This is a genomic window from Paraburkholderia sp. BL6665CI2N2 (assembly GCF_004366535.1).
GTDB lineage: Bacteria > Pseudomonadota > Gammaproteobacteria > Burkholderiales > Burkholderiaceae > Paraburkholderia.
In genome coordinates this window covers 1,467,970-1,483,522 of the sequence record NZ_SORC01000001.1, presented here as the reverse complement: position 1 = coordinate 1,483,522, position 15,553 = coordinate 1,467,970, and the positions used below count along the sequence as shown (strand labels likewise).

The following is a 15,553-nucleotide window of genomic DNA, read 5'->3' as shown; positions in this document are numbered from 1 at the left end:
TCCTTGATTCCTTGATTTTGCGTCGTTGTCGTTACTGCGTGGAATTTCATCGGACACTGCGTCGGTGCATCACGCCGTCATTGGGTTCGATAGACAGCCACGCCCTGCGGTTCGATCGCGTGCGAACCGAACACGAAGGCGTCGTCGGCTACGCCGGTGAGCGTGTGCGTTTCGTCGCCGTAGTTGAACACGTAGGTCAGCGCGCCGCGGCGGCTCACTCGCACGCCGTCGCCGAGCGGCGTCGTTTCGAGTCCCGCTTCCTTCGCGATGCGCGTGAACAGACGCACCGTGAGCGCGTCGTCGAACAGACTCGCCAGGTAGTGGAACGCGCCGCCGTGTACATACGCGGGATGGCCGTCCGCGAACCGGGCGCGCACGTCGAGCGCTTGCGCCCCGTCGGTGTCGATGAAATCACGCCAGTGACGGGCGAAACCATCTTCTCCGCTAGCACCTTCGCCGTCAGCGAGTCGCACTGCTTCGGTCACGTTCGGCCGCATCGATTCGACGCGCCACACGCGCAACGGCAACACCGAAGCCAGCGCGCCGGGCGGCAGATTCGCGGGAATCTGCAGATCTTCAGTCTTCGAACCGGTGCGCGGTCCGAGCACGACCTGCGCACCCGAACACGCCAGACGCTCCGCAAGCGCCTCGGGCACGACCGGCAACGGCGGCACGACGATCAGGCTGTAGCCGTCGAGCGGCGCATCCACCGGCACGATATCCACGTCGAGCCCGAGCGCGCGCAGCGCCGAGTAGTACTCGAAGGCGAAGCGCGGATAGTGAAAATCCGCGCCCTGCGGATGAATCTCGAACAGCCACTTCGCCTCGTAATCGTAGACGAGCGCGACTTTCGAACGAACCGTAGCATTGGCGTCGGCATTCGCCGCGAGCACCGTGCGAATCTCGCCGGCAACTTGCGACGCTTCGTTACCGCCCACGTCCAGGCGGTTGTCCGGCGTATTCAGTCCCGCATGCATCTGTTCCTGCGCGAACGGCGCCTGACGCCAGCGGAAATACGACACGCAACCCGCGCCATGCGCGAACGCCTCCCAGCTCCACAGCCTTACCATGCCCGGCAGCGGCGCGGGATTCCACAGCGCCCAGTTCACCGGACCCGGCTGCTGCTCCATCACCCAGAACGGCAGCTTCGACATGCCACGATAAACATCGTGATTGAACGACGCGAAGTCCGGGTGCCCGCTACGCAGCCAACGCGCTTTCACCTCCGGCGCGAACCATTGCTCTTCGAGCGCGCCGAGCGGGTAACTGTCCCACGTCGCCACGTCGAGATCGGCGGCGACCTTGTAGTGATCGAACTCGGTGAAGAGTTGCATGAAGTTGTGCGCAACCGGCCGCCCCGGCGAATGCGCGCGGATGATCTCGACCTGCATGCGGTTATAGCGAGCCACTTCGTCGGAGGCGAAACGCCGATAGTCGAGGCGATGCGAAGGATGCGCTTCCGTCACGGTCGCCACCGGCGCGTCGATCTCGTCGAAGCTGCGGTACTCCATGCTCCAGAACACCGTGCCCCATGCGCGGTTCAACGCGTCGATGGTGTGATAGCGCGCTTTGAGCCACTCGCGAAAGCGACCCACCGCCGCCGGCGAATAACTGACCACCGTGTGATGGCAGCCGAACTCATTATCGGTTTGCCAGTAGGCGACAGCCGGATGCTTGCCGTAACGCTCCGCCACCGCCGTGCAAATTTTCTGCGACGCGGCGAAATACGACGGCGACGAAAAGTCGTAATGGCGTCGCGAGCCGAATGCCCGCGGGCGGCCATCGGCGCCGACCGGCAAAATGTCGGGATGGCGGTCGATCAGCCACTTGGGCGGCGTCGCGGTCGGCGTGCACATCACCACTTGCAGGCCGGCCGCGCCGAGCACGTCGATCGAACGGTCGAGCCAGCCCCAATCATATTCTGCCGGCGTCGGTTCGATCCGGCTCCAGGCAAATTCGGCGATCCGCACCTGTTCGATGCCGAGGGCTTTCATCCGGCGAGCGTCGTCTTCCCACATCGACTCCGGCCAGTGTTCCGGGTAATAACAGACTCCAAGGCGCATCCGAATGTCCTCTATGCGTAGTGTTCGACGGATTCGAGCGAAGCGGCGGCAAAGCCGTCTTCGGTAAATAAGTGGCAGGCGGAGCGGGGCACGCGCAAGCTCGCGCGCTCGCCGGGCGCGAGGCGCGTATTGCCCGGCGCTTTGGCGATCAGCGCGGCGCCGCCGGGCTGATCGAGGTGGACATAGCTGTGTTCGCCGAGTTGTTCGACGAGCGATACGGTGCGTGTCAGCAGCGCGTCGTCCGGCGCGACGGAAGACGGATCGACGAATTCCAGGTATTCAGGGCGCACGCCGAGCGTGACCGCTTGCGAGGTTTGCAGCCCCGCGCCGTTCACCGGCACCCGCATGGTTTCATGCGTGTGATCGAGCGTGACGGTGACGCCTTGCGCATCGACCGAGGCCACTTTTCCCGGCAGAAAATTCATCCGCGGCGAGCCGATGAAACCCGCGACGAAGCGACTCTTCGGACGGTGGTACAACTCGAGCGGCGCGCCGATCTGGGCGATGCTGCCATAGCGCTCGGTGTCCTTGCCGGCGTGCAGCAGCACGATCTTGTCGGCGAGCGTCATCGCCTCGATCTGGTCGTGCGTCACGTAGACCACGCTGGCTTTGGCAAACTGCTTGTGCAGCCGCGCGATTTCGATGCGAGTCTGGCCACGCAGCGTGGCGTCGAGATTCGAGAGCGGCTCGTCGAACAGAAACACGCCGGGCTCGCGCACGATCGCGCGGCCGATCGCCACCCGCTGCCGCTGGCCGCCCGACAACGCCTTGGGCTTGCGTTCGAGCAGCGCTTCCAGTTGCAGGATGCGCGCCGCTTCGCGCACCTTGCGGTCGATTTCATCCTTGGGGGTTTTAGCGAGCTTCAGGCCGAACGCCATGTTCTCGAACACGCTCATGTGCGGAAACAGCGCGTAGCTCTGGAACACCATCGCCACGCCGCGTTGCGCGGCCGGCACGTCGTTCATGAGTTTGCCGCCGATCGAGAGGTCGCCGTCCGTGAGGTCTTCGAGTCCGGCGATCATGCGCAGCAAGGTCGACTTGCCGCAACCGGACGGACCGAGAAACACGCAGAACTCGTTCTCGCCGATCTCGAGATCCACGTCGCGGATCACCGGCGCGCCGTCGCCATACGCCTTCTGCACGCCTCTTAACGAAATGCTCGCCATTGCATCGACTCCGTGATTTAATCGGCTCGAAGTCGGAGATTAAGCGCTTAATCAGCAAGGCCGAAAAAAATCGATCGCTTGGGATCGTTTGCGCCTTGCCTGTCTCCGAGTTCGTTTTGTCTGTGCGACAGATGGTGCCGCGCCTCGGCGCGTGATGCAAATGTCGGGCAGCCATCCCAAATAATGAAAACATCATGCCCACACTCAGCGAAGTCGCGCGTCATGCCGGTGTCACTCCGGCCACCGTGTCCAACGTGCTGCGCAATCGCGGCCGGGTCGGCGCGACCACGCGGCAGCGCGTGCTCGAAGCCGTCGAAGCGCTCGGCTACCGCCCGCACCTCGCCGCTCGCGCCCTCGCGGAAGGTCGCGCGCCGACGCTCGCGCTGATGGTGTCGAGCATCGCCAATCCGTTCTATCCGGAGTTCGCGCTCGCCGTGGAACGCGCGGCGCGCACGAGCGGCCACTTCGTGATCATCTGCAATACGAACGAAGATCCGCACACCGGCCGCGCGTATCTCGACCAGATCGCCGGCACGCTCTCCGAAGGCGTGCTCGTGACGAACGCGAACCTCGATTTCGCCGATCTTCATACGACCGAAGCGCGCGGCACACCGGTCGTGCTTTGCATGTGGGAACGGCCTAACGAGCCGCCGGGCCTGCCGTGCGTCGCCGTCGATTTCCGGCGTGCGGGTGAACTGGCGGGCGCGCATTTGCTGGAACTCGGCCATCGGCGGATCGGCGCGATTGTCGGCAGCAAAGCCTCGGGCATTCATGCAGCCCGTTACGAAGGTTTCGTCGATGCGCTGCGCGCCGGCGGCGCACCGAAAGGCCGCGTCAAACATGCGGCGGATACGATCCAGGGCGGCTACGAAGCGGCACGCGCGCTGCTCGAAAGCGATCCGAAGCTCACCGCGATCTTCGTGACCAACGACCTGCCCGCGCTCGGCGCGATGCACGCCGCCGCCGACCTCGGCCTGAACGTGCCGGCGGACCTGTCCGTGATCGGCATCACCGACATTCAACTCGCGCGTGAATCGCGCCCCGCGTTGACCACGGTCGCCGTGCCGACGGTCGAAGTCGCCGGGCTCGCGGTATCGCTGTTGCGCGAGCTGATCGAGTCGTCGTATGGACAGGCGGGCCGCCCAACGGCCGGCGTGCCGATGCGCATCGCCTCGCCGCCCGAACTGGTTGTGCGCGCATCCACGGGCGTGCCGCGTTCGCGCTGATGTGGCCGTAACAGCATCGCGGACGTTACGTAGCGAATCCTCGCTACGCACGCGCCGTGTTCCTCACGCGCTATCCGCAAACGCCAGCCACAAGCGGCGCCCCCGCAAGCGCAGCGCATTCATCCAGCGATCCATGCAGTTGGCACGGTCCCTGCAATTAAACAGGGAAAGGCCGAGCACCGCGACGACCCCGAGGCCGTCCGCGCTCGCCAACCGGCCGGGCCAAGGCCATAACACGCATGGATATTCGAATGATTGCCGATCTCTCCCTGGACGCCGACGTCGCCGAACACACCCTCGACGCCGACTCGAACTTCGCGCAGCGCCACCCTTTGCAAATCGCCGTGTGTCTGCGCCAACTGATGGCCGGACAGGACTTCGTCACGATCGAGTTCGATGGCCGGCAAATCGTCACGCAGATACTCGATGTCGACTCGCGCAATGCGCGCTTTGTCTTCGACGCCGGTAGCGCGGCCGATGACAACGAGGCCTTACCAGCGGCCCGGCAGCTGACGTTCCGCAGCCTGCCCGGCGGCATTCGCACCGAGTTCACGACGCTCGATGCCACGCCGACTCAGTTCGACGGTTTGCCGGCTTTCGAAGCACCCTTCCCTGCGTTGATCTACTACATTCAACGCCGCGAATTCTTCCGCGTGCAAACGCCCGTGCTCGACCCGTACATCGCAAGCGGCCAATATGCGGATGGCGGCTCGTTCCGGCTGGAGTTGCAGGATCTCTCGCTGGGCGGCATCGCGTTAAAGACCGCCGACGAACGCTTCGGTTCGCTCGAACGCGGCACGGTGCTGCGCGACGTCGCACTGCAACTCGGCAGCTTCGGCATGCTGCGACTCGATCTGGAAATCGTCACGCCACGACAGGTGACCACGGCGAAGGGCGACCGGCGCTTTGTGATCGGCTGCAAGTTCGTCGCGACGCCAGGCCCTGCCGAGCGGACCTTGCAACGCGTCGTCACGCAACTCGAAACGAGGCGGCAAGCGCTCGCACCGCGCCGTTAGGCCGATTCGTCATGGACATCGTGATAACTACGATATCCGCGCACTTCAGGGTTCGCTGAATACCCTGGCGACGCCAACGATTTGGCGTCGAGAAAACCTCGATCAGCTTTCAATTCACCTTCATCCGAGCCAGGACTTTCCCCAAGCCCGAACGCTCGATCTCGCGCCGCACCATTCCGCCGAAGCCTTGCCACACAAGGCATACAGCCAAGTCACAGAGTGTCGCGCGCAATCGTTCCATGCCAATGATTTCCTTGACGCAAGTCGATGCGCCTGCTGTACTAAATCAACTTGAGTGATTTAGGCAGCGCGAATCGACCCAGGTCGAAGTCGATTCGAACCGCCGTCATCGCGCAGCAGATCGCAAACCAGGTTGTCAGCGCGCAGCGTTCGCGCAGGCAACCGCCAGTACCACAACGTCGTTGCCAAAAACCGGAGGAGCGTCCCATGAATCTGAATTCCCGCAGGCTTCCTGTCGCCAGGAAAATCGTGTCGATGTGCGTCGCGGCATCGGCGGTATGGTGTGCGAGTGCGAGCCAGGCGGCTGACCAGCCGGTCGTCGGCCTCATCACCAAGACCGACACCAACCCGTTCTTCGTAAAGATGAAACAGGGCGCCGAAGCGGCCGCCTCGAAAGACGGCGCGAAGCTCATCACCGCGGCCGGCAAGTTCGACGGCGACAACGCGAGTCAGGTCACCGCCATCGAAAACATGATGACGGCCGGCGCGAAAGCGATTCTGATCACGCCGAGCGACACCAAGGCGATCGTGCCGAGCATCAAGAAAGCGCGCGCCGCCGGTGTGATGGTGGTCGCGCTCGACACACCGACCGATCCGCAAGACGCCACCGACGCCCTCTTCGCCACCGACAACTTCAAGGCCGGCGTGCTGATCGGCAAGTACGCGAAAGCCGCGCTCAACGGCAAGCCCGCGAAGATCGCCACGCTCGATCTCGCGCCCGGCGTCTCGGTCGGCGTGCTGCGTCATAACGGCTTCCTGGAAGGCTTCGGCGTGAAGGAAGGCGATCCTTCCGTGGTGTGCAGCCAGGACACGCGCGGCGACCAGGCAAAGGGCCAAACGGCGATGGAAAACTGCCTGCAGAAGTCGCCCGACATCAACGTGGTTTACACCATCAACGAACCGGCGGCAGCGGGCGCTTACCGCGCGCTCAAGGCGGCGGGCAAGGACAAGAGCGTGATGATCGTCTCGATCGACGGCGGCTGTGAAGGCGTGCGCAACGTCAAGGCCGGTGCGATCGCCGCGACCTCGCAGCAGTATCCGCTGAAGATGGCCTCGCTCGGCGTGACGGCCGGCGTCGAGTACGCGAAGACCGGCAAGAAGGTCTCCGGCTATCAGGACACCGGCGTGACGCTGATCACCGACAAACCGATGTCTGGCATAGACAGCAAGGACACGAAGTTCGGCCTCGACAACTGTTGGGGCAACAAGTAACACGCACTGAACAGCGGCCCGCTTCGCGGGGCCGCCATCGCATTTGCCGCGTGGCCAAAGCGCCGCGCTTCTGCATCGAGGTCATCCATCATGTCGACTCCTTCCGCGCCCGCCGGCCATTCGCGTTCGTTCGCCGAGCGCATGCCATCGCTTGCCGAAGTCGGGCCACTCATCGCACTGGTACTGGCGTGCGGCTTCTTCATTTCGCAAAGCAACCGCTTCCTGTCGTTCCAGAACCTCTCGCTGATTCTGCAGCAAACCATGGTGGTCGCGGTCATCGCCATCGGCCAGACGCTGATCGTGCTGACCGGCGGCATCGACCTCTCGTGCGGCATGGTGATGGCGTTCGGTTCGATCATCATGACCAAATTCGCGGTCACGCTCGGCGTGCCGCCGGTCGTCGCGATTCTGTGCGGCGTTGGCGCGAGCACGCTGTTCGGCGCGCTCAACGGTGTGCTGATCACGCGCATCAAACTGCCGGCCTTCATCGTCACCTTAGGTACGTTGAATATCGCTTTCGCGCTCACGCAGATCTATTCGAACGCGGAGAGCGTGTCGAACCTGCCGGACGCGATCATGTTCTTCGGCAACACATTCAAGCTCGGCCCCGCGGATGTCACGTACGGCACCGTGCTCACCTTGCTGATGTATCTGGCCACGTGGTTCGTGTTGCGCGACACCGTGCCGGGCCGGCATCTGTACGCGCTCGGCAATAACCCCGAAGCCGCGCGCCTGATGGGCCTCTCGTCGCAAAAAAATCTTGCTGACCGTGTACTCGCTGGCGGGCGCGATCTACGGCATCGCCGCGCTGTTGTCCGTGTCGCGTACCGGCGTGGGCGATCCGCAGGCGGGACAAACCGAGAATCTCGACAGTATTACCGCGGTCGTGCTCGGCGGCACGAGCCTGTTCGGCGGACGCGGTTCGATTGTCGGCACGCTGCTCGGCGCGTTGATCGTCGGCGTGTTTCGCAATGGCTTGACCCTGATCGGCGTTTCTTCGGTTTACCAGGTGTTGATCACCGGCATGCTGGTGATTCTCGCGGTGGCCGCCGACAAACTTTCCCATCGTCGCGGTTGAACAGCCAGAGGAATCCGTCATGTCTACCCCCACTTCTGCTTCTTCCACGATGCCCGTTCTGCAGGCGCGCGGACTCATCAAACGCTACGGCAATGTGACCGCGCTCGACGGTTGCGATTTCGAAGTGCTACCCGGCGAGATCATGGCCGTGATCGGCGATAACGGTGCGGGAAAATCGTCGTTGATCAAGGCTCTTTCCGGCGCCACAGTGCCGGATGAAGGCGAGATTCTGCTCGACGGCAAGCCGGTCAAATTCCGCAGCCCGCTGGATGCCCGCGCGCAAGGCATTGAGACGGTGTATCAGGAACTCGCCGTGGCGCCGGCCATGAGCATCGCCGAAAACCTGTTCCTTGCGCGCGAATTGCTGAAACCCGGCTGGCGCGGCTCGATCTTCAAGATGATCGACAAGCGCCGCATGCTGGACGAAGCGACCGCGCATATGAAAGACCTGCAGATCGGTATCCGTTCGATGCGCCAGGCCGTGGAAACGCTCTCAGGCGGCCAGCGCCAGGGCGTGGCCGTGGCACGCAGCGCGGCGTTCGCGCGGCACGTGGTGATTCTCGACGAGCCTACCGCCGCGCTCGGCGTGAAGGAAGGCAACATGGTGCTGGAACTGATCCGGCGCGTGCGTGATCGCGGCCTGCCGGTGATCCTTATCAGCCACAACATGCCGCACGTGTTCGAGATCGCGGACCGCATTCATATTCAGCGACTCGGCCGGCGCGCGGCGCTCGTGAACCGGGCGGACATCCACATGTCGGAGGCGGTGGCAATCATGACCGGCGCAAAGGAAGCAGACGTCAAGGCGATTGCATGATGCGCGCATCCTGCTGAGCGGGCGCCTACCATGGAAACCACCGGCACCCGTTCGCCCCTCAAACGCACGGTCGGCTCGAATCAGGTCGGCATGCGGCAGTTCAACGAGCGCATCGTGTTGCAGGCGATCCGCTTGCATGGGCCGCTGCCGAAAGCCGACGTCGGCCGCCTCACGCGTCTTTCGATGCAGACGGTGTCGATGATCGTCGAGCGTCTCATCGACGACGGGCTGCTTGAAAAGCAGGCGCGCGTGCGCGGCAGAATCGGCCAGCCGTCGGTGCCGATCGCGTTGCGCGCGCAAGGCGCGTACACCATCGGCGTCAAGGTGGGACGGCGCAGTCTCGACGTGCTGGCGATGGATTTTGCCGGCCACGTGGTGCACCGCGATGTCTTCGATTACGCGTATCCCGACCCACGCACGCTGTTTCCCGCGCTCGAAAATAAACTGGCGCGCGTGAACCAGACGCTCGGCGCGAGAGCCAGCCAGGTGGTCGGCGTGGGCGTCGCAGCGCCTTTGTGGCTCGGCGGCTGGCGTGACTTTCTCGGCGCGCCGCCCGACGCGCTGGAAGCATGGAACGAGATCGATCTGCGCTCGCGCATCGCCACCATGACGGGCTTGCCCGTGGAGTTCGCCAAAGACACCACGGCCGCCTGCGCCGCCGAACTCGTGATGGGCCAGGGGCGCGGCATTCACAATTTCCTGTATCTGTTCGTCGGCACGTTTATCGGCGGCGGCCTTGTAATCGACGGCCGTCTGCATGGCGGCCCGCACGACAACGCGGGCGCGGTCGGCTCGATTCCGCTGCGTGAAGGCGGCACGCGCAAACCTGCGCGCCAGCTGCTGCACGCGGCGTCGGGCTTCGTGCTCGAAAAGCTGTTGACCGATGCGGGCGCGCCGGCCGCGGCGGCGCACGATCATCGCGCGTTGTCGCCGGAACTGTGGCGGCACACCGAGCAGTGGCTCGACAGCGCATGCCCCGCGATCGCCACTGCACTGACCAATGCGGCCGCCCTGCTCGATCTCGATGCGATCGTGATCGACGGCGAACTCGACCGGCAACTGTTGCGCGAAATCATTCGCCGCACCGAGCGCGTGCTCGACCGCTTCGAATGGGAAGGCATGGTGCGTCCGCAATTGCTGGAAGGCGCGATCGGCGCCGACGCGCGTGCGATGGGCGGCGCGATTCTGCCGCTCTATGCGCATTTCGCGCCGGTGCATGAGTTGTTCCTGAAGCCGGCGGCGGAGACGGTCTATTAAACGCTGACGTTGTGATGCGTTAGCGTCAACGCCGGCATGCTTGACTCCATGCTCATTGCGCGGCGACCTTGGTGGTCGAAGCCGTCTTCACAGGCGGATCGTTCAGCAATGGCTGCAACACCGGCGCCAAAGACTTCAGCAATTGCACGGATAGCGCGCTGGTGAACTCGTAATGCGCGGCATACGGTTCATGCACCCATGCGGTCAACGTGCCGTAGAACCGGTCGCCCATCGCGAACACGAAAGTCGCGCTGCGGTTCACCTTGCGCGACTCGATCAGCCGCGCGCCTTTGGCGAACACATTGAAGCGCTGATCACCGGTGCCGGTCTTGCCGTAGACCTCCAACGTCTGTCCATCGGGGAACGTCATGCCTTGCGCGAGACGCCTCGCCGTGCCGCCCGTCACCACATCGCGCAGCAACACTTTCACCGTGCTCGCGATTTCCGGCGACAACTGCTGCTCCGGCGCAACCGCCGCGCGCTTGAAGTGCGTTTCGTAAGGCGTGTCTTTCGCGAAGTCGAGTTGCGTGAGACTTTCCGTCGGCACCTTGTTGCCATTGTTTGCGATCACGCCGATCAGTTGTGCAAGCGCCGCCGGCCGGTCGCCCGACGCGCCGATTGCCGCGGCATACGAAGGCGTGAGCGTCGCGAACGGATAGCCGAGCGCCTGCCATGATTTGCCAATCGCATCGTAAGCGCGCAGTTCGACCATCCGTTTGATGCGGCGGTCCTGCGTCGCGTGATAGCGCGTCTTGAAGAGCCACGAATAAGTCGACAGACGCACGTCACGGCTCGCGCTCTGGATCTGTTCGAGCGTGGCGTCGGGATGTTCGCGCAGATAGTTAAGCGTCCACAGTTCCAGCGGATGCACGCTCGAGATATAGCCGCGATCGTTCAGATTGAAGCGGTCGATTGCGTATTTGGCGTACAGGTTCGCGAGGTCTTCGTCGTCGAGCACGGAGGCGGCCGGCGTGTTCTTCAGCGCCGCGCGCATTTGCGCGTTGAACCACGCATTCGACTCGTCCGGCGCGACGCTGCGCAATACCGTCGCCACCTTGGGCGGCGATTTGCGCACGCCGAGCAGCAGCAGTGCGAGCGCCTGATCGCGCGTCTTACCGTGATACTTCGTGTAGAAACGATTCATGTACACGCGGCTTTCCTGATCGGCGAAGCGCGTCAGATACATCTTGCGCATCTCGGGATCGGCCAGCCATTGTGCCGACGGACCGGTGGTCTGCACCATTTCATAGTGGACGATGTCGCGCATCAGCCGCACGAACACCAGATTCACCGAATGCTGGAACGCGCGGTGCACGGTCAGGATGCGGCTGTTGTCGTCGGATTCGAAATTGTTGAAGGTCTGCGCGCCGCCGCCCGTGTAGAACGTTTCACCGGGACTAGCCGAGTATTTGCGCTCCACGGCCGCGTCGAGCATGGCTTGCAGCGAACGGTCCGAGGTGTGCGCGAGATAGTCGAGCGACCAGCGCGTGAGTTGATCGTTCGGATCGTACTTCACGGCTTTCAGTTCCGCCGTGCTCAACGGTGCATAGCGCTTGTGCAGGTCGGAGACGATCTGCAAATACGTCACCACAGTACGCAGTTTCGCCGTCGAACCGAGATTCAGGCGCGCCCCGGAGTTGATGTCGAACGGCTGGTTGACGCTGTCGGTTTGCACGCGCACGAGGTTGGCGCCGTCGCGCCGCTCGAACAGTGTGAAGCTATAGGCGATTCTCGACGGATCGTCCGACGCGCGCAGCATTTCGAAGCCGACCAGACCTGCCGCTTTCGCGCCGTCGCGCGTGGCGGCAGCGGCGAGCCGATCGCTCACGGCCTGCTGAACGGCGTTGTTGAGTGTGCCGTTCGCCTGCAGATCGAGGCGGTCGAGTTCGTAAAAACTCGGCACGCCGAGCGCGGCGAGCAGATGCGAACGCATGGACGTGACCGCCTTGCGCGACACGAAGGAATCCGCACCGGTTGTTTTGACGGGCGCGCGGTGCAAATCGACCACCGCGGAGAGCGCGGCGTCGCGCAACGGGATCGACACGATGCCGCCGTTCGCCAGCAGCCGCAAATAACTGTCGGTCAGCCGTTCAAGTTCCTTGTAGCCGTGATGCAGGAAATACGACGGCGCACGTTGCGCGATCATCAACGAAAGCACCTGCCTGAACGCCACGCCCTGCTCCGGCAGATTCTGTTCGGTCGAAGGCGCTGCGAGGATGCGGTTGACGTCGTTGAAATCGCAGCCATACCAGGCGGCGAGACCGTCGCCGATACCGTTGATTTCGCCAATGCCCGGCTGCGCGGCCAGCGGCACCGAGTTGAGATAGTGGACCACGATCTGCCGGCGCGCCGGCATGGTCTGCGGGCCGTTCAGATAGGCGCGCACCGAAGCCGACGCAATCTGCCGCAGTTTCTCCGGCGGCGTCGCCGTGCGGCCGCCCGCCGAGTGGCGGAATTTTTCGATCTGCGTGGCGAGCGTGCTGCCGCCGGGCTGCGACTGATGGTGATCGAACACACGTACGCCCTGATCGGCCAATGCGCGGCTAAAGCGGCCCCAGTCGATAGCCGGATTGCGGTTTGGCTGGTTCGGATCGAGCAGATAGCGGTCTTCGATAAACAGCAGCGAATTCACGACCAGCGGCGGAATCGCGTCGAAGCTGTCGTACACGCGGCCGGGAAATTGCGCGGCGAAGAGCGGCGCGCCGGTGCCGTCGAAGAGTTGCAGGCCCGCCTGATCTTTTTCTTCGTACGGCAGAAAGAGGCCGTTGTCCGCCAGCGACAGCATCCGCTCGGAGTCGCGCGCCTGAGTGGTGATTTCAAAGCCGCGTTGCAACAGACGCTGCTGGATGGACGGCAGCAACGCGTAGCCCAGGCGGCTGTCGTAAGGGCCTTTGTCGGTTTGGGGAAAACGGATGGAGTGACTGGGACCGTCTGCGACGGAAAAACCGACGTCGCGAGTCAATTCGGAGAGATAGTGCGCCTGCAATCGCGAGGTTTCGATCTCGATCTGGCAAAAGCGTGCCGCCAATGCCAGCGCAAGCAAAAATGCCGCTACCAGCGCCCATTTGGTCCACTTGCGCACAGACGTCGTGCCCGTTGCGCGAAACGGTAAACGAATCAGCGGCCGATTCATGGTGCTCTCCCCGAGCGGGCACCGGTTTCTTCAGGGCCGGCACACCTTCGAAGCAGTGTAGCGCGGAACGCGAACCCGCGATCCGTTCGGATTTACCCGAGAGTGTCGCGGCTACAACACCCGTTTGCGAAGCATGGCGCGACGTAAATTGCCATGCGATATTGAGCGTCTTTCCTGTGATGAAAAAACCGCCGCTTCAGGCGGTTTTTTGCTTTCTCGCCGGCCGGTCCGGCAGCCGTCCCTGCGCCTGTTCGACCGGCTGCGCGCACAGCAGATCAATGAACTGTTCCGCCGGCGGCGACAGCACACCGCCCTTGCGCGTCACGATGCCAAAAGTCTGCGAAGGCGACTTGAGCGTCACCGGCACGAGGCGCAGCATTTTTTGCCGAACGAATAAGCCGGCGATTGCCGTGGGCAACAGCGAAACCAGATCGTGACTGCTCTGCAGGAGCGCCACCGTCACGAACGTCGAGGCCGTGGAAACCGGGTTATCCGGCATCCGCAGACCGGCCAGATCCATCTCACGTTCGAGCAGCGCGTGCAGCGGCATATGCGACGGATACATCACCCAACGGTGGCCGGCCAGATCGCGCAGTTTCACCTCTTTCTTCGGCAACGGCGGATGACCGTAGCCGACCACCACCGAGAGCGGCTCGTCGCCTAGCGGACGATAGTGATATTTCGACGGATCGGCCGCCACCGCCGCGCGCCCGATCACCAGATCGAGCCGGCCGTCGTCGAGTTGCTGCAGCATGCGCGCGCTCGTGTCTTCCACCACTTCGACGGAAAGATCCGGCTGGGCCGCGTGCAGTTGATTCAGCGCCGGCACGACGCACTCCGGAATCGCGCCCATAATCGCGCCGATCGCAAGCCGGCCGCCGCGCCCGGAACGTATCTCGGCAACGTCCTGGCAGAGCGCGGTGAGATCGGTCGTCATGAGCCGCGCGTAGCGGATCACGCAGTGACCGAGCTGGTTCGGGATCATGCCGCTCTTCGAGCGCTCGAAGAGCGGCGCGTCGAGCATCGACTCCAGTTCCTGCAAGGCCTTGCTGGCGGCCGATTGCGTCATGGACATCGCGCCGGCGGCTTTGTGCAGGGACTTCAGGTCGTCGAGTGCGATCAGCAATTGGAGCTGCTTCATGCGCAGTTTCGACAGCAGGACGTTGAGAGTGTTCTTCATGGCGGATCGCATTGAAGCATGGGTGAGTCGCAAAAGCGATCACAAGATGGAAACAATTCAATATACCCGCGCTGCCCCACCGCCGTATAGTCGCCAGTGGAGACATTCCCACCCCCACGAAAACGCACAACCATGAACCAGTCATCTCATCCTGCTGCATTGCGCGGCGTGTTCCCCGTTGCGCCGACCATCTTCGACGACGCCGGCCGGCTCGACCTCGAAGGCCAGAAACGCTGCATCGACTTCATGATCGATGCGGGTTCGAACGGGCTGTGCATTCTGGCGAACTTCTCCGAACAGTTCGCGCTCTCCGACGATGAGCGCAACACGCTCATGCACGTCGTGCTCGAACACGTCGCGGGCCGCGTGCCGGTGATCGTCACGACCACGCACTTCAGTTCATATCAGTGCGCCGAACGCAGCCGCAGCGCGCAGGCCGCGGGCGCCGCGATGGTGATGGTCATGCCGCCGTATCACGGCGCGACCATCCGCATCGGCGAACGTGGCATCTACGAGTTCTACCGCACGGTGTCCGACGCGATTGATATCCCGATCATGATTCAGGACGCGCCGGTCAGCGGCACGCCGTTGTCCGCGCCGTTTCTCGCCCGCATGGCGCGCGAGATCGATAACGTGTCGTACTTCAAGATCGAAGTGCCGCAAGCCGCGAACAAGCTGCGCGAGCTGATCGAACTGGGCGGCGATGCAATCGTGGGTCCATGGGACGGCGAGGAGGCCATCACGTTGATGGCCGATCTGGATGCGGGCGCAACCGGTTCGATGACGGGCGGCGGCTACGCCGACGGCATCCGTTTGATCATCGACGCCTATGCGGCCGGCGATACCGAGGCGGCCGCCGCGCATTATCAGCAATGGCTGCCGCTGATCAACTACGAGAACCGCCAGGGCGGCCTTGCCTCGTGCAAGACGCTGATGAAGGAAGGCGGCGTGATCCGCTCGGATGCGGTGCGCCATCCGCTGCCGCAGATGCATCCGGCCACGCGCGAAGGACTGTTGAAGGTCGCGCGGCGGCTCGATCCCCTGGTGCTGCGCTGGGGTCGTTAAAGCGCGCCGCAGGGCCCTGCGGCCATCCACACGCACCCCGCGCGCCCTGACTGCCTGAAAACGCAGCGCGGCGCGCCCTATCATCATGACGCGAGCACAC

At 63.6% G+C, this 15,553-nt stretch carries 10 protein-coding genes and 1 pseudogene; 7 read left to right on the top strand and 4 right to left on the bottom strand.

The window, feature by feature from the left end; genetic code table 11:
* Nucleotides 1-77: 77 nt before the first annotated feature.
* Nucleotides 78-2,063 (bottom strand): beta-galactosidase, encoded by a 1,986-nt coding sequence (locus tag B0G81_RS06655; RefSeq protein ID WP_134133951.1) that lies wholly within the window; start codon nt 2,061-2,063, stop codon nt 78-80.
* A gap of 11 nt (nt 2,064-2,074) precedes the next feature.
* A complete protein-coding gene (gene ugpC, locus B0G81_RS06650) occupies nt 2,075-3,229 on the bottom strand; it encodes a sn-glycerol-3-phosphate ABC transporter ATP-binding protein UgpC (RefSeq protein WP_134133950.1) in 1,155 nt (384 codons plus the stop codon).
* Nucleotides 3,230-3,423: 194 nt separating this feature from the next.
* Here ugpC and B0G81_RS06645 point away from each other — a divergent pair, with 194 nt between their 5' ends.
* The 6 genes and pseudogenes from B0G81_RS06645 (at nt 3,424) to B0G81_RS06620 (ending at nt 10,075) form a co-directional block, all read left to right on the top strand.
* Nucleotides 3,424-4,455: a LacI family DNA-binding transcriptional regulator gene (locus tag B0G81_RS06645; RefSeq protein WP_121309050.1), complete on the top strand. Its 1,032-nt coding sequence runs from the start codon at nt 3,424-3,426 to the stop codon at nt 4,453-4,455.
* Between the two features lie 251 nt (nt 4,456-4,706).
* Nucleotides 4,707-5,471: a flagellar brake protein gene (locus B0G81_RS06640; protein WP_134133949.1), complete on the top strand. Its 765-nt coding sequence runs from the start codon at nt 4,707-4,709 to the stop codon at nt 5,469-5,471.
* Between the two features lie 447 nt (nt 5,472-5,918).
* On the top strand, nt 5,919-6,923 hold the full coding sequence (locus B0G81_RS06635) for a sugar ABC transporter substrate-binding protein (RefSeq protein ID WP_116123532.1): 1,005 nt from the start codon (nt 5,919-5,921) through the stop codon (nt 6,921-6,923).
* A gap of 90 nt (nt 6,924-7,013) precedes the next feature.
* Nucleotides 7,014-8,001 (top strand): annotated as a pseudogene (locus tag B0G81_RS06630) (ABC transporter permease).
* Nucleotides 8,002-8,020: 19 nt separating this feature from the next.
* Nucleotides 8,021-8,818, top strand: coding sequence for an ATP-binding cassette domain-containing protein (locus B0G81_RS06625; RefSeq protein WP_116123531.1), 798 nt, complete (start codon nt 8,021-8,023; stop codon nt 8,816-8,818).
* A 30-nt stretch (nt 8,819-8,848) separates the two neighbouring features.
* The gene (locus B0G81_RS06620) at nt 8,849-10,075 is read left to right on the top strand and encodes an ROK family transcriptional regulator (protein ID WP_134133948.1); all 1,227 of its coding nucleotides are present in this window, start codon (nt 8,849-8,851) and stop codon (nt 10,073-10,075) included.
* A 52-nt stretch (nt 10,076-10,127) separates the two neighbouring features.
* Here B0G81_RS06620 and B0G81_RS06615 read toward each other — a convergent pair whose 3' ends face one another.
* Nucleotides 10,128-13,208, bottom strand: coding sequence for a transglycosylase domain-containing protein (locus tag B0G81_RS06615; protein ID WP_134133947.1), 3,081 nt, complete (start codon nt 13,206-13,208; stop codon nt 10,128-10,130).
* 196 nt (nt 13,209-13,404) lie between these two features.
* The gene (locus tag B0G81_RS06610; RefSeq protein WP_134133946.1) at nt 13,405-14,388 is read right to left on the bottom strand and encodes a LysR family transcriptional regulator; all 984 of its coding nucleotides are present in this window, start codon (nt 14,386-14,388) and stop codon (nt 13,405-13,407) included.
* Between the two features lie 132 nt (nt 14,389-14,520).
* On the opposite strand from B0G81_RS06610, the gene B0G81_RS06605 reads away from it, so the two are divergent.
* Nucleotides 14,521-15,453, top strand: a complete 933-nt coding sequence (locus B0G81_RS06605; protein WP_134133945.1) for a dihydrodipicolinate synthase family protein — start codon at nt 14,521-14,523, stop codon at nt 15,451-15,453.
* The last annotated feature ends 100 nt before the right edge of the window (nt 15,454-15,553 follow it).